Genomic DNA, 19,820 nt, shown 5'->3' with positions numbered 1-19,820 from the left:
CGTGGCCCCCCGAGTCACCATGTGCTCGTCGTGTCGTGTTGCGCCAATCATTCCGCGTATAGCGTGGGCGACGCAGGAGAATGTGCAGGTCGCCAATGACACTGAAGAGGGGATTGTGATGGGGCGGGCTCCGAAGACGGTGGACGTACGGCTGAAGCTGCCGATGCTGGAGATCGCCGGTAGTTGGGAGCCGAACGATGCGGAACGGCGTGCGGCCTGGGAGCTGTACGTCGAACTTGTCACCCGTATCTCGGTGGTGCCGATGCGGGCGGACGAAGGCCTCCTGCGAGAGGCACTGACGAGCCTGTACTCGCTGTTCGGCAGCACCCGGGAAATCCTGCGCAGGCACGGCCCCCAGATTGCCGAGCCCAAGCGGGACGGCCAGTACAACTTCGGCTACCTGGCGGTCGCGATGCTCAACTACGGACTACGCCCGTTGCTGGCCAGCTGGCACCCCGCGCTGGAGGACTGGGAAAGCCGCCGGCCCGCCGACCGCTCCCGACGCGACCACGAACGGGCCTGGCCCGAGGCGGACCGCCTCCGGAGCGCCCTGGACGGCACCCGACAGGTACTCAGCGCCTACGCGGACCTCCTCGCCTCGGCCTGCGGCATCCCGAACCTGCTCGGCGCCATTCCTCCTGCGCCTACTGACGGCTAGGGGGTGCCTCTTCGATCCCCGTGGATCAGCCTGCGGCGTCTGGTGCCGTGCATCGCCCCGCCCGTCGCCGCCTGACCCCGCCCTCCGGCCGAACACGCCACGCGGGCATCGGCAGCGCACGCCCGCTCATGCATCCGTGCTGCCTGGCTCCCTCTCCCGTTACGACGGGATAAGTGGCCGTGTGTAACGATCGTTGCGTCACGCAGTGCGGAGAAGGGACGCGAATGGCTGGCCGGGCCACAGATCACAGCGACCGAGCGAAGGCTGACACGGACCCGGAGCAGGCAGGCCGGGAGCCCGGGTTGGGGGCCACCGTGGCCGAGCGGGTGCGGCGTGCCGAGGGGGGCCTGTCTCCTGCCGAGCGGCGGATCGCGCGGGCGCTGACGGCCAATTACCCGGCGGCCGGGCTGGAGTCCGCTTCGGGGCTCGCCTCCCAGGCCGGGGTCAGTGCGCCCACCGTGGTGCGGTTCGTCGCCCGGCTCGGGTTCGACGGCTACCGGCACTTCCAGCAGTCGCTGCGTGAGGAGGTGCAGGCGCGTCATGCCTCGCCGCTGACCCTGGCACCGGTGATCGGCAAGGACTCGCCCACCTCCGAACTGGTCGAGGCGGCGCAGCAGGTGAGCGGCGCGACGCTGGACCAGACGTTCGCGGCGCTCCCGGAGCAGGAGTTCGACCGGGCGGTCGGCCTGCTCTGTGACCCGGCCAAGCGGATCGCCTCCCTCGGCGGCCGGTTCTCCCAGCTGCTGGCCGAGTACCTCGACCTGCACCTCCGGCTGCTGCGTCCGGGGACCTTCGTGCACACCGCGGCCCCGGGGCGCGATGCGGGATTCCGCGTCGACCTGAGCCGGCGGGACGTGTGCGTGGTCTTCGACTTCCGCCGCTACCAGGACGACACCGTGCAGCTCGCCCGGTACGCGCACGAACGCGGTGCCAAGGTCGTGCTGGTCACCGACCCGTGGCTGTCGCCCGTGGCCGAGTTCGCCGACGTGGTGCTCCCCGCGCGGGTGGAGGCGCCGAGCCCGTTCGACAGCCTCGTCGCGCCCACGGCGCTCGTGGAGACCCTGGTCGCGGCCGTGCATGCCCGTCTGGGCCGGTCGGCCGAGGAGCGGCTGCGGGCCGCGGAGGAGTCGTGGGGCGGGGAGGCGCGGCACGGGGAGGCCGGCACGTCCTGAAAAATTCATTTCAACGTGGCTCTTGACGAGCTGCTTGTAATAAACGTTTCATGAGGGTGTCCCGGGCCACAACCGTGCGGCCCCCTTCTGCTCGGGAGTCGTCGTGCCCGATCATCCACACACCTCACGCAAACTGCGCCTGTGGGAAGCCCTGGCCCTCTCCGTCGGCCTCATGGGCCCGACCCTGGCCATGGGGCTCAACGGCGCCGGCGTCGCGGCCACCGTGGGCCAGGCCGTGCCGCTGGTCTTCCTGCTCGGCCTGCTCGGCGTCGGCCTCGTGGGCTACGGCTTCTGGCGGCTGACCCAGCACTTCCACCACGCCGGCTCCGTCTACGCCCTGGCCGGCGCCACCATCGGCCCCCGCGCCGGCTTCTTCGGCGGCTTCGCGCTGCTCGGCGCCTACCTCGCCTTCCTCGTGTGCACCCTGGCGGCGACCGGGGTCTTCGCCCATGCGTTTCTGCACGCGCTGGGCGTGCGGTCCACCGGCCCGTGGGTGGCTGTCGCGGTCGTCGCCGCCCTGGGCGTCACCCTGCTCAACTCGCGGGACACCCGGCTCACCGCCCGCACCCTGCTGGTCGCCGAAGGCATCGGTATCGCGGCCATGCTGGTCCTCGCCGTCGTCGTCATCGGGCGCACCGGCACCGGCTCGGCACCGCGCCACCAGACCTTCGACCTGGCGGTCTTCACTCCCGGCGCGGCCTCCTGGGGCGCGATCATGACCGCGACCGTCTTCGCCTTCCTGTCCTGGGCCGGCTTCGAGGCGTGCGCCTCACTGGGCGAGGAGACCGACGACCCCAAGCGCAACATCCCGCGCGCCCTGGCGGGCAGCGTGCTGCTCACCGGTGTTCTCTATGTCCTGATGATGTTCGTCCAGACCATCGGCTTCGGCACCGACGGCGCGGGCGTGCGGCAGTTCGCCGGGTCCGAATCGGCTCTGGTGACGCTCTCCGGCAGCTACCTCGGCACCTGGTTCTCCCTCGTCGTCGCCTTCACCGCGGTCGCCTCCGCCTTCGCCGCCGCGCTCTCCTCGTCCGCCGCCGCTGCCCGCATGGTCTCCGCCCTGGCCCGCGACGGCTTCGGACCGGCCGCGCTCGCCCGCACCGAGCCCGCCACCGGCTCGCCCACCAGAGCCCTGTGGCTGTGCGGCGCTGTGGCCGCCGTGTTCACGGCTGTCATGTACGGCGTGGGCACCAGCGCCTTCGACGCCTACTACTGGTACGCGACCATCGGCGTGCTGTGCGTCCTGGTCGTCTACGCCGTGGCCGGGGTCGGCGTGATCGTCTTCACCCTCTCCCGCCGCGGCCACATCCCCCGCCGTGAACTCGTCATCCCGCTCGCCGGTCTGGGCTACCTCTGCTTCGTCTTCTACCAGCAGTCCACCGGCCAGAGCGCGCCCTACACCTACTTCCCTTGGATCGCCGCCGCCTGGTGCGCGACCGGTCTCGCCGTCGTCCTCCTCGCCCCCTCCCTCGCCCGGCGCATCGGCGCCCGCCTCACCAGTGAACTGAACGGGGGGCAGGGCGGCCGCCAGGAGCAGACCCCCGAGCCGCCCGCCGCCGACAGCATGAAGGTGACTCCATGACTTCCCGCACCGACGACTACGCGACCGTCTTCGTCGCCACCTGCGACCTGGCCGGCCAGGTACGGGGACGGGCCGTGCCGCCGTCCGAACACGAGGGGGTCCTGCGCAGCGGCACCGGCTGGGTCCCCGCGAACCTCGCGATCTCCTCGTTCGGGCCGATCGCTCCCGACAACGTCTTCGGGTCCCGGGGCGACCTGCGGCTGCTTCCCGACCCCGGCACCGCCGTCGGCATCCCGGCCGACGGCCCCACCCCGGGGATGCTGCTCTACCTCGCCGACCAAAGGCTGCCGGACGGACAGCCCTGGTCCTGCTGCCCCCGCACCTTCCTGCGCGACGCCCTCTCCGAGCTGCGCGAACGGACCGGGCTGGAGGCGGTCGCCGCCTTCGAGCACGAGTTCGTGCTCGACAACCTCCCCGAGAGCGCCCCGTTCTCCCTGCGGCGCTTCCGGGACGCCGAGCCGTTCGGCACCGACCTGGTGCGCCTGCTGGAACACGCCGGCCTCGAACCGGAGACCTGGATCCCCGAGTACGGCGACGGCCAGTTCGAGGTCACCCTGCGCCCGGCCCCCGCCGCGGTCGCGGCCGACCGGGCCGTCCTCCTCAAGGAACTCGTCCGCGACCTGGCCCGTCGCCGTGGACTGCCCGTCACCTTCGCCCCCCTCCTGGACACCGACGGAGTGGGCAACGGCGTCCACCTCCACCTGAGTCTGCGCGACGCCGACGGCCGCCCCGTGCTCTACGACCCGCATCGCCCCGGCCGGCTCTCCGCCCTCGGTGCCCGCTTCAGCGCCGGCGTCCTGGCCCATGCCCCGGCCCTCACCGCGCTGACCGCACCGAGCCCGGTGTCCTTCCTGCGCCTGACGCCGAACCGGTGGAGCGCCGGCGGGGCGTTCCTGGCCGAGCGCAACCGCGAGGCGCTGCTGCGCATCTGCCCCACCACCGAGCTCGGCGGCTCCGGCCCCGCCGCCCAGTTCAACCTCGAATACCGCGCCGCCGACGCCACGGCCAACCCCTGGCTCGCCCTGGGCGTCCTGATCCGCGCCGGCCTGGCCGGTCTGACCGGCGACTACGACGAGCCCACCGTGTGGCCCGAGGACACCGACCAGTCCGTGCTCGCGATGGCGCCGCCCCTGCCCACCACGCTCGACGAGGCCCTGGAAGCCCTGGAGAAGGACGACGTCGTCCGGTCCTGGTTCGACCCACAGCTTCTCGCCACCCAGCTCTCGGTCAAGCGCTCCGAACTCGCCCAGCTCGACGGCCTGGACGACGCCGCACGCATTCGAAAGGTTCGAAGTGTCTACTGAACGACTCCTGGCGGAGATCGACCGGCTCCCCTTGGTGGACCACCACGTCCACGGCGCCCTCCGCCACGACGCCGACCGATCCGCCCTGGAGCAGATGCTCACCGAGTCCGACCGCCCCATCCCGCCGTGGATGACCCAGTTCGACTCGCAGATCGGCTTCGCCGTCCGCCGCTGGTGCGCCCCGGTCCTCGGCCTCGCGCCGCACGCCGACCCCGAGACGTACGTCGCCCGGCGCACCGAACTCGGCACCGACGAGGTCAACCGCAGACTGCTCGACGCCTCCGGCATCGGCCACTATCTGCTGGAGACCGGCTACAAGGGCGAGGACATCCTCGACCCCCAGGGCATGGCGGCTGCCTCGGGGCGCCCCGTCGACGAGGTGGTACGCCTGGAGACCGTGCTGGAGGACGTGGCGCGCACCGGTGTCAGCGCCGCCGAACTCCCCGACCGGTTCCGGGAAACCCTGGCCGTCCGTTCGGCAACCGCGGTCGGCCTCAAGAGCATCGTCGCCTACCGCCACGGCTTCGACTTCGAGCCCGGCCGCCCCGAGGACCACGAGGTGACCGCCGCGGCCGGCGCCTGGCTCGCCGAGTGCGAAACCACCGACACCGTCCGCGTCAGCCACCCGGTACTGCTGCGCTTCGCCCTGTGGTGCGGCGTCGACCGCGGTCTGCCGATCCAGCTGCACGCCGGCTACGGCGACCCGGACGTCGAACTCCACCGCTGCGACCCGCTGTTGCTCACCCGCTTCATCAAGAACGTGGAACCGTACAGCACCGACCTGCTGCTGTTGCACTGCTACCCCTTCCAGCGCAACGCGGGCTACCTCGCCCAGGTGTTCCCGCACGTCTACTTCGATGTCGGCCTCGGCATCAACTACACCGGCATGCGCTCCGACGCCGTCATCGCCGAATCACTGGAACTCGCCCCCTTCGCCAAGATCCTCTTCTCCTCCGACGCCTGGGGGCCGCCGGAACTGCACCACCTCGGCGCCCTGTTGTGGCGCCGCGGCATGGCCCGGGCCCTCGGGGCATGGACCGACAGCGGCGAGTGGGACCTCGATGAAGCGCTCAAGGTGGTGCGCATGATCGGCCACGACAACGCCCGCCGCGTCTACCGGCTGGAGGCTCAGGCATGACCGGCAGCCACCTGTCCACCCTGGCCGCCGCGCTCGACGAGGAGCTGCCGGCCGCCGCGGCGCTGCGCCACCGCGTCCACGCCCGCCCCTGCCTGTCCGGCGCCGAGGCCCCCACCCGCGATCTCGTGCTCGCCGCCCTGCCCGCCGGGTCCACCACCAAGGTCGCCGACACCGGCGCCGTCGTCCGGATCGGCGGACTGGGCCCCGCCATCGCCGTTCGCGCCGAACTCGACGCCCTCGCCGTGCAGGAGAAGACCGGCGCGCCATGGACGTCCGAACACCCCGGCCTGATGCACGCCTGTGGCCATGATGTGCACCTGGCCGCGCTCACCGCCCTCGCCCGTGCCATCGGCCGGAAGGGCGGCCCGGCCCCCCTGCTGGCCGTCCTGCAGCCCCGAGAGGAGACCTACCCCTCCGGCGCCCAGGACGTCGTCGAGGACGGCATCCTCGACCGCGAACAGTGCCGGGCGGTGATCGGGGCGCATGTGCAGCCCCTGCTGCCGGCCGGCACCGTCGCCTGCACCCCCGGCGGCGTCAACGCCTCCTCCGACGAGTTCAGGGTCACGGTGCACGGCCGCAGCGGCCACGCCGCCTACCCGCACCTCACCCGCGACCCCGTCGTCACCCTGGCCCATATCGTGGTCGCCCTGCAGAGCCTGGTCAGCCGTGGCACAGACCCCATGTCCCACGTCGTCCTCAGCATCAGCACCCTCGCGGCCGGCACCGCGGCCAACGTCATACCCGGCACCGCCGAGGCCCGCGGCACCCTGCGCGCGCTGGGCAACCGCGAGCGCGAGACCCTGCACGCCCGGCTGGCCGAGGTCGCCGGACTGGTGGCGCAGGCCCACGGCTGCACCGCGCAGGTGGACCTCACCCGCGGAGAGCCCGTGCTCGACAACGACCCGGCGCTGACGGCCGCCACCCGACCGCTGCTCGGCCCGCTCGGCCTGCGCGTCGGTGACGACCTGCGCTCCGCCGGCTCGGACGACTTCTCCTTCTTCTGCGCGCAACTGCCGTCACTGATGCTGTTCGTGGGCACCCACGGGGGCACCGAACAGCTCCACTCGCCCACGTTCCTGCCGCCCGACGACCGCATCCGGGACGTCGCCCACGCCCTGCTCGCCGGCTACCTCGCCGCCGCGGAACTGCACACCTGACCCCCGGCGCCCCCGCGCCCTCGCCTCCCCAGGACCGCCCCATGCCCACCACCGACACACACGACACACACGGCGCGCCCCACCCCGGCTCGGCGACCCAGCTCCACATGTCCCTGGCCGAGACGGCCACCGCCCACAACTACCAGCCGCTGCCCGTGGTGCTGGCCTCCGGCCAGGGCGCCTGGGTCACCGACGTCGACGGCCACCGCTACCTCGACTGCCTGGCCGGATACTCGGCCCTCAACTTCGGCCACGGCCATCCCCGGCTCACCGCCGCGGCCCAGGAGCAACTGGCCCGCCTCACCCTCACCAGCCGGGCGTTCCACAACGACCGCCTCGGCCCGTTCTGCCGCGACCTCGCCGAACTCGCCGGCATGGACCTCGTGCTGGCGATGAACACCGGTAACCGAGGCCGTCGAGACCGCGATCAAGGTCGCCCCCCAATGGGGCTACGACCGCAAGGGCGTCGCCCCCGACGGCGCCAACGAGCCGAAGTCCTGGCCCGCCCGGCCGACTGACCCGCGCCGGGCAGAGCCGACAACTTCGGCCCTGCCCAGCGGCGTCGTTCCCCGTCTCCTTCAGCTGCGCTCCACCACCCATCTCCTGCCGGCCTGGATTGGCGCTGGGACGCTTTTTCGGGCGATCTCGCCGGTGAAGCCCAACTCGGCGATGTACAACGGGTCTTGTCGCTGTCGTAGCCGCGGTCCAGGTCGACGTCGACTCGGTCGGGGAGCTGGCCGACCTGCCCTTTGACGGTCTCCAGGGTGGGCACGAGCAGCGGGGAGTCGTGGCGGTTGGCCCCTGCCGCCACGATGCCGAGCGGGACGCCGGTCGCCTCGGTGGCCACCGAGCGCTTCAGGCCTTGCTTGCCCCGGTCCACCGGCGAGCATCCGGCGGCCTCCCCGCCGCACGGGGCCTTGGTGATGCAGCCGTCCACGGACAGCTCGCCGAGTTCCAGGCCGATCACGCGGTCGTACGCCTCCAGTGCGAGTGCGTGGATCTGCTCGGCCATCCCCAGCTGGACCCAGTAGCTGACGCGGCGCCGAATGGTGCGGTCCGAGCAGCCGGGACTGGCGATGCGTTCGTAGCCGGAGCCGTGCACCAGCGCGGCGATGACATGCTCGAAGACCACCCGGTCGGGTATGCGCGGGTTGTGGCAACCCAGTGGGTGTGTGTCCACATGCTCAGGCAGCAGCGCCGCGAACTGATCCCACAAGGGTTCGAGCAGGCAGGACGGCAGGACGGGCACGAGATCTCCGGGAGGGGATGACGCCGCAAGTGGTGCCGCCGCCGCTCTCGTCCCCTCCAGCGCCGCCGATGCGACCGGGGCTGCCGGGCTGGGGGTCAGCGCGGGTGGAGCTGCCCGGCGGCGGTGGGGACGTCGAGGACGAAGATGTGGCCGATGTCGGCGTCTGCGTAGCCGTAGTCGACGTTTTGCACCCGGAGCTGTTGCGGGGTGGCTTCGACGATCCGGACGGCGACGGGGTCCGGGCGGCCGGGTAGGGACAGCAGCCAGTCCCGGGCCAGGTAGCTCAGCCCCATGCAGTCCAGGCACTGGCGGGCGTGATGCTCGTTGGTGGGTGCGCCGAGCGGGTGGCCGAAGACAGTGACCGGGGTGAACAGAAGCGGATTGTCGTCGACCGGGCGTAGGTAGCCGAGGAGTTCGTTGTCCTCAAGGCGGTGGTGGCGGGGCCAGTGAGCGGGGATCACGGCGGATGCTCCAACGGGTGTGCGGCGATGCCGCTTCGCGCGAACGGGGCGCTGACGGGCGGTGGATCGGATCGGGTGGAAGCCGCCCGGGGCTGGAGGTCTGCAGCCCTCCAGCGGCCGGTGGCCGGTCAGCTCAGGCGGGCGTCCGCGTAGGCGGCCATCGCGTCGCGCTGGTAGGCGGCGAGCCCGATGGCGACCTGGTCGTAGGCCGCGCGCCACTGCACATCGTCGACATAGCTCTGCCCGAGCGCCTTGAACGCGGCCGCATTCGGGGTCCACATCCGGCAGATGCCCCGGTAGTGGGCATCGACCTCGGCCTGCACCGCCGGGTCGGTCACCGGCATGCCGGCTGCCATGGCCTCGGCCATGCGGACTATCGCCGCAGTGGCCTCCTGCTGAAGCCGCGCCTGGTCCTCGTCGGTGAGCGTGCCGGCGAACTGCCCCGACTGCTCCACCTCCTCGGGCCACTGCTCGCGCGCGACCGCCTCGTGGCGGGCGGTGTCGAAGCCCTGGAACAGGTTCTCCGGCTTGCTGATCTTCGTCATGTCGTGGGTGTCCTTGTCTTCCTCCAGTTCGGCGATAGTGCGGCCGACCGTGGCCGCCAGCACGTCCAGCCGCTCACGCTCCGCCAGCAGCCTGCGGTGGTGCTCGCGCAGCGCGGCCACCTGGTCGACCTGGCGCTCCAGGACCGCCGCGATCTCGCGCAGTCCCAGACCGAGTTCCCGCATCAGCAGGATCCGCTGCAGCCGCAGCAGCCCGGCCTCCTCGTAGTAACGGTGGCCGTTGCTCCCGACGTACGCGGGAACAAGCAGCCCGATCTCGTCGTAGTGCCGCAGCGTCCGGGACGTCACCCCGGACATCCGGGCCACGTCCGCGATGGACCAGGCCATAGCCGTGCCTTTCATCGCCGGGCCGGTCTCTCCGGCCACACCCGTGACCGTAGGAGTTGACGCAGCGGAAAGCGCAAGCGGGCCCCGGCACGCACCGCTCGCACCACGCTCAGTGAGCGCGAAAGAGGCCGCAGCTCGCGAACCAATCACCAACAGCCGCCGTTCGAACCCACCTACTGCCGGGCGGTCTAAGGCCAACTGCCCACACGGGCCAGTTGGTCGGAGGATAATCACGGCGCATGGCCATCGACTATCGAAAGCGCCCCAGCACCGGTCACGACAAGCCGCAGGGCACATCCGAGGTCATCAGCCTGGAGAAGGTCGCGGCCCGGGCTCCCGAGCTGGTCAGCCTCTACAAAAGTGCCGCGGTCTCGTTGGCCAAGCACGATGTCGGTGGGCAGCGGGCCGCCGTGTACCTGGTGCTGGACCGTTCCGGGAGCATGCGCCCGTACTACCGAGACGGTTCCGTGCAGCACTTGGCGGAGCAGACTCTCGCTCTGGCCGCCCACCTCGATGACGACGGGGTGGTGCCGGTCGTCTTCTTCTCGACGGATATCGACGGGACGGCTGACATCAGCCTCGATGCCTACCGGGACCGCATCAACCCTCTCCACAAGTCCATGGGACACATGGGGCGGACCAATTACCACGTCGCCATGCAGGCCGTCATCGACCACTACGAATCCAGCGGAGCCGACGATCCGGCGCTTGTCGTCTTCCAGACCGATGGCTCTCCCACGTCCAAGGCCGCTGCGGAGCATGTGCTGTGTACGGCCGCGAAGCTGCCGATCTTCTGGCAGTTCGTCGGATTCGGCGACGACGAGTTCCGCTTCCTGCGCAAGCTGGACGACCTGCCGGTACCCGGCCGGCGTGCGGTCGACAATGCCGGGTTCTTCGCCGCCGGCCCGTCGCCGAAGACGCTCTCCGACGCGGAGCTCTACGACCAGTTGCTGCAGGAGTTTCCCTCATGGCTGTCCGCCGCTCGTACCGCCGGCATCGTCAAAGGCTGAGACCCTGGGGGGCCGCTCGCCGCGGGCGTGGGACAGGCATGTGCTGCGTGCGCCCCGGGCCACCGCACCGAGAAGGTGCGGCGTCGTCAAGGCGGGGGTCGTCGCAGGGTGGGCGCCATGCGCGGAGCCGCACCGCCGTTGTCGGTGCGGCCCCACGCATACCGGTACTAGGCGCCGTGCCGGTCGAGGAAGTCGGTGATGAGCTGCCGCCATTCGTCGGGGCGTTCCACCATGGGCAGGTGGCCGGTGGGGATTTCCACGAGCTGGGCGTGGGGGATGGTGTCGGCGAGCTGGTGATGCAGGCGGGTGGCGGTGAACCAGTCCTGGGTGGTGGAGATGACCAGGGTGGGAGCCTGGATGCCCGGCAGGTCGTTCCGGACGTCGACCCGGGGGGCCAGCTCGGCGTGCTCGGGGGTGCCGTCGGCGACGCCGGCGGCGGTGAACTCGAGGGCCTGCTGGAGCTGTTCGTCCGGCATCGCCTCCAGCGCATCGGCGCCCAGGGCCATCATCGTCAGGAACTGGGCCAGCAGTTCGCGGTTGCCGGACTCGGCCAGCTTGCGCCATATCGGTGTGGCCAGCGCGAGCCGGTTGTCCCGGTGGGGGAAGGTCGCGGTCAGGACGAGGGCGGTGACGCGCTCGGGGTGGCGGGCGGCCGCGCGGAGGGCGACCGGGCCGCCGAGGGAGTAGCCGGACACCGCGAAGGTGTCCAGGCCCTCGGCGACGGCTGCGGCGACGAGCTGGTCGGCCAGGTCGTCCAGCGACAGCGGAGTCGCGGAGCGGGGAGTGTCGCCGCTGCCGGGGTAGTCGACACCGACCACGGTGTGGTGGGCGGCCAGGCCGTCCAGTATCGGGCCGTAGGTGCCGGCGATGCTGCTGCCGGCGCCGTGGGCGAGGGCGAGGCCGGGGCCGGAGCCCAGGACGGTGCGGGCGAAGGTGGCTTCGGGCAGGGTGTGTGGGGACATGGGCGTTGCCTTTCTCGGGGAGCGCGTGCGGTGCTGTGACCAGGAGCGGAGCTGTTCCAGGGCGGGCAGCAGGGCCCGGCCGTCGGCGGTGAGTGTGTAGGTCGCGGGCCCGGGTGGGAGTTCGGCGTGGGTGACGAGCCCGGTCTGGACGAGTTCGCGTAGCCGGTCGGCGAGCATCTTGGTGCTGATGCGCTCGATGGCGGTGCTCAGTTCGCCGTAGCGGGCGGGGCGGGTGGCCAGGGTGTGGAGGATGATGCCGGTCCACTTCCGGCCGAGGACCTCGAACGCGGCGGTGAGGTCCGCGTCGGCCGTGAGCGGCACGGGGATGGGGGGCCGGGCTGCCATGGGTCTTGCGGTCCTGCGTCCTTGGTGGGGGCATTCGGTGGGCGGGTGGGCCGCAGCCGGCCGGGGGTGTCGACTGCGGCCCGGCCGCCTCGTCCGCTCCGGCGATGCGAGGCGGCGGCAGGGGGTCAGGGAAGGAGAACGACCTTGCCCCGGTTGCGGCGGGCCTCGATGTCACCGTGTGCGGTGGCGGCCTGGTCGAGCGGATAGGCGCGCCATACGGGGACCTCGAGCGCGCCGGCGGCGGCCAGTTGCACCAGCTGCGACAGCGAGTCGTCGGCCGGGTCGGCGCCGCCGGCGCTGAAACGGACGTCGTGCTGCGCGGCGGACATGTCGGCGATGGTGATGACGTGTGCGCTGTCACCGGTCAGGGCGACGGAGTCGGCGAGTACGCCGGCGCCGGAGGCGTCGAGGACGGCGTCGACTCCCTGAGGAGCCGCGGCCTTCACCCGCTCCCTCCAGCCGTCGCCGTAGCGGACCGCGGTGGCTCCGAGTGCGGTGACGCGCTCGATGTCGTGCTCGCCGACCGTTCCGACGACGGTGATGCCGCGGGCGGCGGCCAGCTGCACCGCGACGGTGCCCACGCTGCCGGCGGCGCCGTGGATGAGCAGGGTCTGCCCCGCCCGCACCTCCAGCTGCCGCAGCACGCGGAACGCGGTCCGACCGACCGTGACCAGCGAGGCGGCGACCTCCCACGACAGGGCCCGGGGTTTGGCCACCGGCCGGTCGAGCAGGGCGTATTCGCCGTAGCTGCCGCCGACGGCTGCACCGAGAACCTCATCGCCCACGGCCGCGTCGGCCCCCTCGCCGACGGCATCGACGACACCGGCCGCATCCAGGCCGGGGATCACGGGAAAGCGGGCCGGGGCGGCCTTGGCCATCAGACCGGACCGGATCTTGACGTCGAGAGGGTTCACGGAGGCGGCCCGCACGCGGATCCGGACCTGGCCCGGGCCCGGCTCCGGCGTGGTGACCTCCGACAGTCGCAGCACCTCGGGTGCGCCGTACTCGGAGAAGGTGATCGCTTGGGACATCGCAGACTCCCAGGTAGGGGTGGGTGGAGAGGAGAACCGCACGTGCGGTGACGCACTGTGCGGCCGCCTCGGCGGAGGCGCCGCTCAGGCGGGGAGGGTGGGGTAGTCGGTGTAGCCGCGGTGGTCGCCGCCGTAGAAGGTGGCCTTGTCCGGGTTGTTGAACGGACCGCCGGAGGCGAGACGCCGGGGGAGGTCGGGGTTGGCCAGGAACAGTGCGCCGTAGGCCACCATGTCCGCGCTCCCGTCCTCGATCAGGCCCAGCGCGTCGGGACCGGTGGCGTCGGGGTAGGTGAACGGGTTGAGGACGAACGTGCCGGGCCAGACCTTGCGCAGTCGCGGGGTCAGGTCGCGGTTCGGCCCCTCCATCAGGTGCAGATAGGCCAGGTCCAGGCCGGCGAGCCGGTCCAGCAGGGCGAGGTAGACCTCGTCCGGAGTGTCCTCGGAGATGTCGTTGAACTGGTTCCCGGGCGAGATCCGCAGGCCGACCCGGTCGCTGCCGATCGCCTCGGCCACGGCCGTGGTGACCTCGACGGCGAAGCGGATGCGGCCCTCGGTGTCGCCGCCCCAGGCGTCGGTGCGGTGGTTGGTGTTGGGCGCGAGGAACTGGTGGATCAGGTAGCCGTTGGCACCGTGGAGTTCCACACCGTCGAACCCGGCCGCGACCGCGTTGCGGGCCGCGTGGGCGAAGTCGTCGATGGTCTGCCGGATTTCCGCCTCGGTCAGCTCCTTCGGCGTGACGAACTCCTTCGGCCCCTCGTGGGTGAAGACCTGGCCCTTGGCGGTCACCGCCGACGGCCCGACCGGGACCAGTCCGTCCGGCAGCAGGCTGGGGTGGCCGATGCGGCCGGTGTGCATCAGCTGGGCGTAGATCGCACCGCCCTCGCGGTGCACGGCGTCGGTCACCGTCCGCCATGCCCGCACCTGCCCGGCCGTGTGCAGGCCGGGGGTGTCGGGGTAGCCCTGGCCGAGCGGCGAGGGCTGGATGCCCTCGGTGACGATCAGCCCGGCGCCGGCGCGCTGCGCGTAGTACGTCGCCATCAGCTCGGTCGGCTCGGCGCCCGGCCCGTAGGCGCGGCTGCGGGTCATCGGCGCCATCACGAGGCGGTTCGCCAGGTGCTTGCCGCCCAGGACGATCGGATCAAAAGCAGTGGTCATGGTCTCTTCCTCGGGAGGTGTGAGGTGCCGCGGCACGGGCGCTCGGGAGCCCGCCCAGCAGATGCCTGTCTGAACAAGTAAATCACCTGTCCGAACAGGTAACGACCACGAATCCATTCCTGCTTTCAGGTGTGAAGCACGTCACACGTTGCTGGCTGCCCGTATGCGCCTTGGGGCGGCATGGATGCTGTGCGGCCTGAGGCGGGGAGGTAGGATTAAGCTGCCCAAACAGGAAAGTGAGAGGTAGATGACGCAGTCCACGCCGGAAGCCGGGAAGGGCCCCGCAGGGGTGGGGCAGGAGGCCACTGTTCCGGTGCCGGCCGCGGCCGGCGGCGGGCCGGTCAGCCACGCGATCTTCCGCCTGGCCCGTCTGCACCGCATGTTCGCCGGACAGCTCTTGCGCCGGATCGGCCTGCATCCGGGTCAAGAGCTGGTCATGATGCATCTGTGGGAACTCGGCCCCCAGCGGCAGACCGACCTGGTGCGCCTGATGGACTCCGACGCCGCCACCATGACCCGCACCGTCCGGCGCCTGGAACAGGCCGGCTTCGTCCGCCGCCGCCCCTCGCCCACCGACAAACGCGCCTCACTCATCGAGCCCACGGCGGCCAGCCACGCCCTGCGCCGCGAGGTCGAGCAGGTCTGGAGCCAGCTCGAGGACCTCTCGACGGCGGGCCTCTCCGACGACGAGCGGGCCGCGGCCCTGCATACCCTGGAACGCCTGGAGCAGAACCTCGTCCGGGCCGCGGCCGGTGCGGCCGGTGCGGCCGATGCGGCCGATGCGGCCGGTGCTGAGGGTGCGAGCGGGGAGGGATAGCGCCTCGCCCCGCCGGCTCCCGGGGAGCTTCTCCGCGTACGCACCGCAGCCACCCGCAGAAGCCCGGTGAGAGCCGGGCAGAGCCGCACCCTCCCGTGATGTCCGCCTCCTGGAAGGCGTCCGTGCCGATCGCGCGGGAGGCGGCCTGGCCGGTGATCGCCACCAGCGGTACGGAGTCCATGTGCGCGTCGGCGATCGGCGTGACCAGGCTGGTGGCACCGGGGCCCGACGTGCCCGTGGGGTGTAAGAGGTGCCGGGTCGGACGACTCGGCGGAGGGCGCGCACCGCCCTGCGAGGCATCGTCGGACTGTGGCTGAGTGGTTCCTGCGCCCACCGGCGAAGGAGGAGCAGGTTTCAGATGGAGGCGTCGGGACGGGCCAGGCCGGTCTGGTAGGCGATGACTACGAGTTGGGCCCGGTCCCGGGCGCCGAGTTTTGTCATCGCGCGGTTTGCGTGTGTTTTTGCGGTGAGTGGTGTGACGTAGAGCCGGGCGGCGATCTCGTCGTTGGACAGTCCGGCTGCGACCAGGGTGACCACTTCGTGCTCGCGGGGGGTGAGCGTGGCGAGTTGCGGGTGCGTCCGCGGGCCGGGGGCGGCGGGTTGGGCCAGGAAGCGGGTGATGAGGGACTTGGTCGCGGCCGGGGACAGCAGGGAGTCGCCGGCGGCCACCACGCGGATCGCGTTGAGGAGTTCGTCGGGGTTGATTCCCTTGCCGAGGAAGCCGCTGGCGCCTGCGCGTAGTGCTTCGGCGACGTACTCGTCGTTCTCGAAAGTGGTCAGAACGAGGATCTTGACGTCCGCCAGGTCCTGGTCGTCGCTGATGAGCTTGGTCGCGGCGAGGCCGTCGAGGTCGGGCATCCGGATGTCCATCAAGATCAGGTCGATCTGCCGGGTGCGTGCGAGGTGGACGGCCTCGCGCCCCGTTGCGGCTTCGGCGACGACCTCCATGTCGGGGTCGGAGTCGACGAGCATGCGGAAGGTGCCTCGTAGGAGTGCCTGGTCGTCGGCGAGGAGGACTCGGATCGTCATGTGGTCAGGCCCTTGTGGTCAGCGCGCAGCGGCAGTTCGGCGTGGATGCGGAAGCCGCCGGTGGGGGTTGGTCCGGCGGTGAGGGTGCCGTCGGCGGCCTTGGCGCGCTCGCGCATCCCGATCATGCCGTGGCCGGTACCGGCGGGGCTTGGACGGGCGCCTTCGTCGCCGCTGGTTTCCGGTGTGCCGCGGCCGTCGTCCTCGACGGTGATCCGCAGGCCGTCGGTGCGGTGGTCCAGGTGGACTCGTGCTGATACCGCGCCGGCGTGCTTGCGGGTGTTGGTGAGTGCTTCCTGAACGATCCGGTAGGCGGTGAGATCGGTGATCGACGGCAACGTGCCCGGCCGGCCGGTCCGCTTGAGCGTGATGTCGAGGCCGCTGTGGCGGAAGGAGCTCAGCAGATCGTCGAGGTCGGCGAGGCCGGGTACGGGATCGCGGGGCGCTTCCGGGCCCTCGCCGTAGCGGAGCAGTCCTACCGTGGCGCGCAGTTCGTCCAGGGCCGTCCGGCTGGTGTCCCGGATGTGTTCGAGTGCGGGGTAGGCCTGGTCGGGGTCGGTGCGCATCAGGTGGTGGGCCACGCCCGCCTGGGCGTTGACCAAGGTGATGTGGTGGGCCACCACGTCGTGCAACTCCCGGGCGATACGCAGGCGCTCCTCGGTGACCCGGCGGCGGGCCTCCTCCTCCCGGGTGCGCTCGGCGCGTTCGGCCCGTTCCACGGCCGAGGCGAGCAGTTGGCGGCGGCTGCGGGTGGCGTCGCCGCTGGCTGCCGCCAGGCCCATGCCGGCGACGAGAGCCAGGTGCTGCCAGAGGTTGTCCAGACCTGGGTCGCGGATCAGCGTCGCGGTGACGAGTACCGCGGCCGCGCACGCGCCGACGCGCCAAGCCGCACGCCTGTCGGTGCGCAGCGCCGCAGCGTGGACCGCGACAAAGGCTGGGATGAGTGAAGCCCCGGGGAAGGAGAAGAGCAAGGTCTGGGCGACGTCGACAGCCAAGGTCACGGCGACGACCGGGATCGGCCGGCGGGTGTGTGCGACCAGCGGCGCGCAGGCGAGCGCCAGGCTGCCGAGGCACCAGGCGATCGAGATCCCGCGGTAATAGGCGGTGCCCACGGCCACCGGGGCGGAGAAGGCGAAGCAGCTCACGGCGACTGCCAGGCCAGCCGTCCACGGCCAGGCCCGCAGCCACTGTTTGGGCCTGTCGATCATCTGCACCCCCTCACTGTAGGTCCGCCTGTCCGGCGCGGTGATGACGCCGTTCGCGCTCCGCGGTGCCGTCACGCCGAGAAGCACAGGGAGCACCGTCCACGGCGTTGGGCCCCTCGACATGAGGCGATCGAGGGGCCCTGCGGCACCGCGAGGAGCTGGCTAGGCCCCGCGAGCGTCGACCTCGTTCGACCAGGTCACGGGCAGCGAGTGGACTCCGTAGACGAGCATGTCGGTGCGGAACGGCAGTTCCTCTACCGGCACCGCCAGCTGTAGGTGCGGGAAGCGGGAGAACAGGCTGACCAGCATGATCTCCAGCTCGGCGCGGGCCAGGTTCTGTCCCAGGCATGCGTGCGGGCCGTAGCCGAACGCGACATGCTGCACAGGGGCGCGGTCGAGGTCGAGTTTTTCGGCGTGCGGGCACAGGGCCGGGTCGAGGTTCGCGGCAGCCAAATCCGCCGCGACCCAGTCCCCGGCGCGGATCAGCTGTCCGCCGATCTCGATGTCTTCCACTGCTCGGCGGATGAGACCGCCACCGCTCGAGTTACCGGTGAGGCGGCGCATCAGTTCCTCAACAGCCTGCCCGGCCGCCTCGGGGCGAGTGGTGAACTTGGCGAGTTCTCCCGGATGCTGGAGCAGGGTGAGGATGGCCATCGCGGAGAAGTTCGCGGTCGTTTCGTGCCCGGCGATCAAAAGCCCGACACACAACGAGGTCAGCTCCGCGCGGCTGAGGTCGGGGTGTTCGTGCACCAGGCGGCTGATGAGATCCTCGCGGGGGTGGTTCAGCCTGGCGTCGAACACCGGCGCAAGGATGTGTACGAGTCGTCCGAAGGACTGCTGCGCTTCATCCGCTGTGGGGTTCAGCCCGAGAATCTTGGTCGCCGCTTCTTGGAATGCCTGCCGGTACTCATACGGCACGCCGAGCATTTCCGCGATCACCAGCGACGGCACCGGCAAGGTGAAGGCGCTCACCAGGTCCACCGGAGCGGGGCGCGCCGCGACGGCGTCGAGGTGTTCGTCGACGATCTGCTGGATGCGCGGCCGCAGCACGGCGATCCGTTTGACCATGAACTCCTTGGTCAGCTTGCGGCGGTAGTGCAGATGCTGATCGCCATCCGCGCGGTTGAACGCGGCGGCATTGTCCACCGGCGGCCTGGAGACCGCGCGCATCTGCGGCTCCATCTCGTCCTTGCGGCTGCTGAACCGTTGTGGATCGGCCAGCACGGCGCGGAAGTACTCGTAGCCGGAGACCAGCCAGGCGTCGATTCCGTTGGGGAAGCGGACCTTGCGTACCGGTTCCTCGCGCAGCAGGCGGATCTTGGCACCCACGGGCTCCAAGGGGTGGTCGCGTTCGCGGGGCAGAGGGACGGGTTCGTGGGCAGGGCAGGTCACGAGAGCTCCTTGTGTCAGGGGGTGGGTTTGCCGGTGCCGGGCGTGACCGGTGACCGGTGCGTCGGGGCGGTGCCGTGTGCCAGGGCCGGAGTCAGACGGCGGTGTGCTGGGCGATGTGCCCGCGGTACTGGAGCAGGGCGCGTGGGCTGTTCCATCCGAGCGCGCCGACGACCCGGCCGCCCGCGTAATACAGCGCGACGAACGTGCGTGAGGGCAGGTCGCCGTCGACCACCTCGGCGTACGCCTCGGGCGGGCACCAGCCATGTATTTGGATCTTGGTGTCGTACTGGTCGGTCCAGCCGAACGGTATCGGGGCGTAGGACAGGGAACGGTTGGGGCCGACGAGGAGGTTCTTGGCGGCGATGACGGCTTGCTGGGTGGCGTTGGCCCGTTGTTCCAGCCGGATCCGACCACCGGCGAGGGGATGCGGCCAGTTGGCGACGTCCCCGGCCGCGTACACGCCTGCCACCGCTTGGCAGGTGGGGTCGCACAGCACCCCGTCTCCCAGCGGGATCCCGGAGTCGGTCAGCCAGTCGGTGGCCGGTACCGAGCCGATGGCCACCACGACCACGTCGGCGGCAAGCCGGGTGCCGTCATCAAGCACCACCGCAGCGACCCGGCCGTTCTGCCCGATCACGTCTGTGACGCGGCGGCGCATCCGCACCTCAACCCCGTGATCACGGTGCATCTGTGCCACCAACTCACCTATTTCAGGGCCGACTTGCCTGGCCAGCGGAGTGGCCTCGACATCCACGAGCGTGACGTCCAAGCCGAGTCCGCGTGCGGTGGCGGCGATCTCACTGCCGAGGAATCCCGCACCGATCACCACTACGCGGGGCCCACCCAGCAACTGGGCGCGCAGCGTGAGGGCGTCGTCGAGGGTGCGCAGCACGTGCACCCCTGCCAGGTCGCGACCGAACGGCAGGCGCCGGGGCCTCAGTCCGGTGGCGATGATCAGCCCGTCGTAGCCGATCCGCTCGCCGCCGTCCAGGTCGACGGTGCGGGCCACCGGGTCCAGTCCGGTTGCCCGGCGCCCCAACGTCAGGTGCATTCCCAGCCGTTGGATGGCGTTCTCCTGGAGCAAAGTGGCCTTGTGGGGTTCCCAGTCACCAGCCAGGACCTGTTTGGACAACGGTGGCCTGTCGTACGGGGGCCGCAGTTCGTCGCCGACCATGGTCAGCGTGCCGGCGAAGCCCGCGCGGCGCAGGGTGTCGGCTGCGGTCAGGCCCGCGGCCGAGGCGCCCACCACGACTATGTGGTCCATGG

General features: G+C 71.2%; 17 protein-coding genes and 3 pseudogenes. 9 read left to right on the top strand and 11 right to left on the bottom strand.

Going from position 1 to position 19,820, the window contains the following annotated elements:
* Positions 1-118: 118 nt before the first annotated feature.
* The 7 genes and pseudogenes from BKA18_RS12775 to BKA18_RS12745 all read left to right on the top strand — a co-directional run.
* On the top strand, positions 119-658 hold the full coding sequence (locus tag BKA18_RS12775; RefSeq protein WP_366043255.1) for a hypothetical protein: 540 nt from the start codon (positions 119-121) through the stop codon (positions 656-658).
* A gap of 302 nt (positions 659-960) precedes the next feature.
* A complete protein-coding gene (locus tag BKA18_RS12770) occupies positions 961-1,830 on the top strand; it encodes a MurR/RpiR family transcriptional regulator (protein WP_366043254.1) in 870 nt (289 codons plus the stop codon).
* A gap of 103 nt (positions 1,831-1,933) precedes the next feature.
* On the top strand, positions 1,934-3,412 hold the full coding sequence (locus BKA18_RS12765) for an APC family permease (protein ID WP_366043253.1): 1,479 nt from the start codon (positions 1,934-1,936) through the stop codon (positions 3,410-3,412).
* The gene (locus BKA18_RS12760) at positions 3,409-4,716 is read left to right on the top strand and encodes a type I glutamate--ammonia ligase (RefSeq protein ID WP_366043252.1); all 1,308 of its coding nucleotides are present in this window, start codon (positions 3,409-3,411) and stop codon (positions 4,714-4,716) included. Before BKA18_RS12765 ends, BKA18_RS12760 begins: the two co-directional genes overlap by 4 nt.
* Positions 4,706-5,854, top strand: coding sequence for an amidohydrolase family protein (locus tag BKA18_RS12755; RefSeq protein WP_366043251.1), 1,149 nt, complete (start codon positions 4,706-4,708; stop codon positions 5,852-5,854). Before BKA18_RS12760 ends, BKA18_RS12755 begins: the two co-directional genes overlap by 11 nt.
* Positions 5,851-7,011, top strand: coding sequence for a M20 metallopeptidase family protein (locus BKA18_RS12750; protein WP_366043250.1), 1,161 nt, complete (start codon positions 5,851-5,853; stop codon positions 7,009-7,011). The genes BKA18_RS12755 and BKA18_RS12750 overlap by 4 nt, the downstream gene beginning before the upstream one ends.
* Before the next feature lie 107 nt (positions 7,012-7,118).
* A pseudogene (locus BKA18_RS12745) lies at positions 7,119-7,494 on the top strand (aminotransferase class III-fold pyridoxal phosphate-dependent enzyme); the annotation flags it as partial.
* Here the strand turns inward: BKA18_RS12745 and BKA18_RS12740 are convergent.
* From BKA18_RS12740 to BKA18_RS12730, 3 genes and pseudogenes are all read right to left on the bottom strand, one after another.
* Positions 7,439-8,260 (bottom strand): annotated as a pseudogene (locus tag BKA18_RS12740) (IS5 family transposase). The pseudogenes BKA18_RS12745 and BKA18_RS12740 sit on opposite strands and share 56 nt — an antisense overlap.
* Positions 8,261-8,355: 95 nt before the next feature.
* Positions 8,356-8,721 carry a hypothetical protein gene (locus tag BKA18_RS12735; RefSeq protein WP_366043249.1) on the bottom strand — a complete coding sequence of 122 codons (366 nt, stop codon included), beginning with the start codon at positions 8,719-8,721 and terminating at the stop codon, positions 8,356-8,358.
* A 128-nt stretch (positions 8,722-8,849) separates the two neighbouring features.
* Positions 8,850-9,611 carry a MerR family transcriptional regulator gene (locus BKA18_RS12730; RefSeq protein ID WP_366043476.1) on the bottom strand — a complete coding sequence of 254 codons (762 nt, stop codon included), beginning with the start codon at positions 9,609-9,611 and terminating at the stop codon, positions 8,850-8,852.
* Between the two features lie 239 nt (positions 9,612-9,850).
* On the opposite strand from BKA18_RS12730, the gene BKA18_RS12725 reads away from it, so the two are divergent.
* Positions 9,851-10,621 carry a vWA domain-containing protein gene (locus tag BKA18_RS12725; protein WP_366043248.1) on the top strand — a complete coding sequence of 257 codons (771 nt, stop codon included), beginning with the start codon at positions 9,851-9,853 and terminating at the stop codon, positions 10,619-10,621.
* Positions 10,622-10,788: 167 nt separating this feature from the next.
* On the opposite strand, the gene BKA18_RS12720 is transcribed toward BKA18_RS12725, so the two are convergent.
* The 3 genes from BKA18_RS12720 to BKA18_RS12710 form a co-directional block, all read right to left on the bottom strand.
* Positions 10,789-11,928, bottom strand: a complete 1,140-nt coding sequence (locus BKA18_RS12720) for an alpha/beta fold hydrolase (protein WP_366043247.1) — start codon at positions 11,926-11,928, stop codon at positions 10,789-10,791.
* A gap of 125 nt (positions 11,929-12,053) precedes the next feature.
* Positions 12,054-12,959: an NADP-dependent oxidoreductase gene (locus tag BKA18_RS12715; RefSeq protein ID WP_366043246.1), complete on the bottom strand. Its 906-nt coding sequence runs from the start codon at positions 12,957-12,959 to the stop codon at positions 12,054-12,056.
* 84 nt (positions 12,960-13,043) lie between these two features.
* A complete protein-coding gene (locus BKA18_RS12710; RefSeq protein ID WP_366043245.1) occupies positions 13,044-14,114 on the bottom strand; it encodes an alkene reductase in 1,071 nt (356 codons plus the stop codon).
* A 247-nt stretch (positions 14,115-14,361) separates the two neighbouring features.
* Between BKA18_RS12710 and BKA18_RS12705 the strand changes: the two genes are divergently transcribed.
* Positions 14,362-14,931: a MarR family winged helix-turn-helix transcriptional regulator gene (locus BKA18_RS12705; RefSeq protein WP_366043244.1), complete on the top strand. Its 570-nt coding sequence runs from the start codon at positions 14,362-14,364 to the stop codon at positions 14,929-14,931.
* 91 nt (positions 14,932-15,022) lie between these two features.
* On the opposite strand, the pseudogene BKA18_RS12700 reads toward BKA18_RS12705, so the two are convergent.
* From BKA18_RS12700 to BKA18_RS12680, 5 genes and pseudogenes are all read right to left on the bottom strand, one after another.
* Positions 15,023-15,163 (bottom strand): annotated as a pseudogene (locus BKA18_RS12700) (thiamine pyrophosphate-binding protein); the annotation flags it as partial.
* Positions 15,164-15,285: 122 nt separating this feature from the next.
* A complete protein-coding gene (locus tag BKA18_RS12695) occupies positions 15,286-15,960 on the bottom strand; it encodes a response regulator (RefSeq protein ID WP_366043243.1) in 675 nt (224 codons plus the stop codon).
* On the bottom strand, positions 15,957-17,165 hold the full coding sequence (locus BKA18_RS12690) for a sensor histidine kinase (protein ID WP_366043242.1): 1,209 nt from the start codon (positions 17,163-17,165) through the stop codon (positions 15,957-15,959). The genes BKA18_RS12695 and BKA18_RS12690 overlap by 4 nt, the downstream gene beginning before the upstream one ends.
* A gap of 159 nt (positions 17,166-17,324) precedes the next feature.
* Positions 17,325-18,554 (bottom strand): cytochrome P450, encoded by a 1,230-nt coding sequence (locus BKA18_RS12685; RefSeq protein WP_366043241.1) that lies wholly within the window; start codon positions 18,552-18,554, stop codon positions 17,325-17,327.
* 91 nt (positions 18,555-18,645) lie between these two features.
* Entirely contained in the window at positions 18,646-19,818 is a 1,173-nt protein-coding gene (locus BKA18_RS12680) for an NAD(P)/FAD-dependent oxidoreductase (protein WP_366043240.1), read from the bottom strand.
* Between the last annotated feature and the right edge of the window lie 2 nt (positions 19,819-19,820).

Origin of the sequence: Streptomyces auratus, assembly GCF_050433025.1 — a bacterium.
Classification (GTDB): domain Bacteria; phylum Actinomycetota; class Actinomycetes; order Streptomycetales; family Streptomycetaceae; genus Streptomyces; species Streptomyces sioyaensis.
The sequence above is the reverse complement of the archived record's forward strand: the minus strand, read 5'-3'. Positions and strand labels throughout refer to the sequence as shown.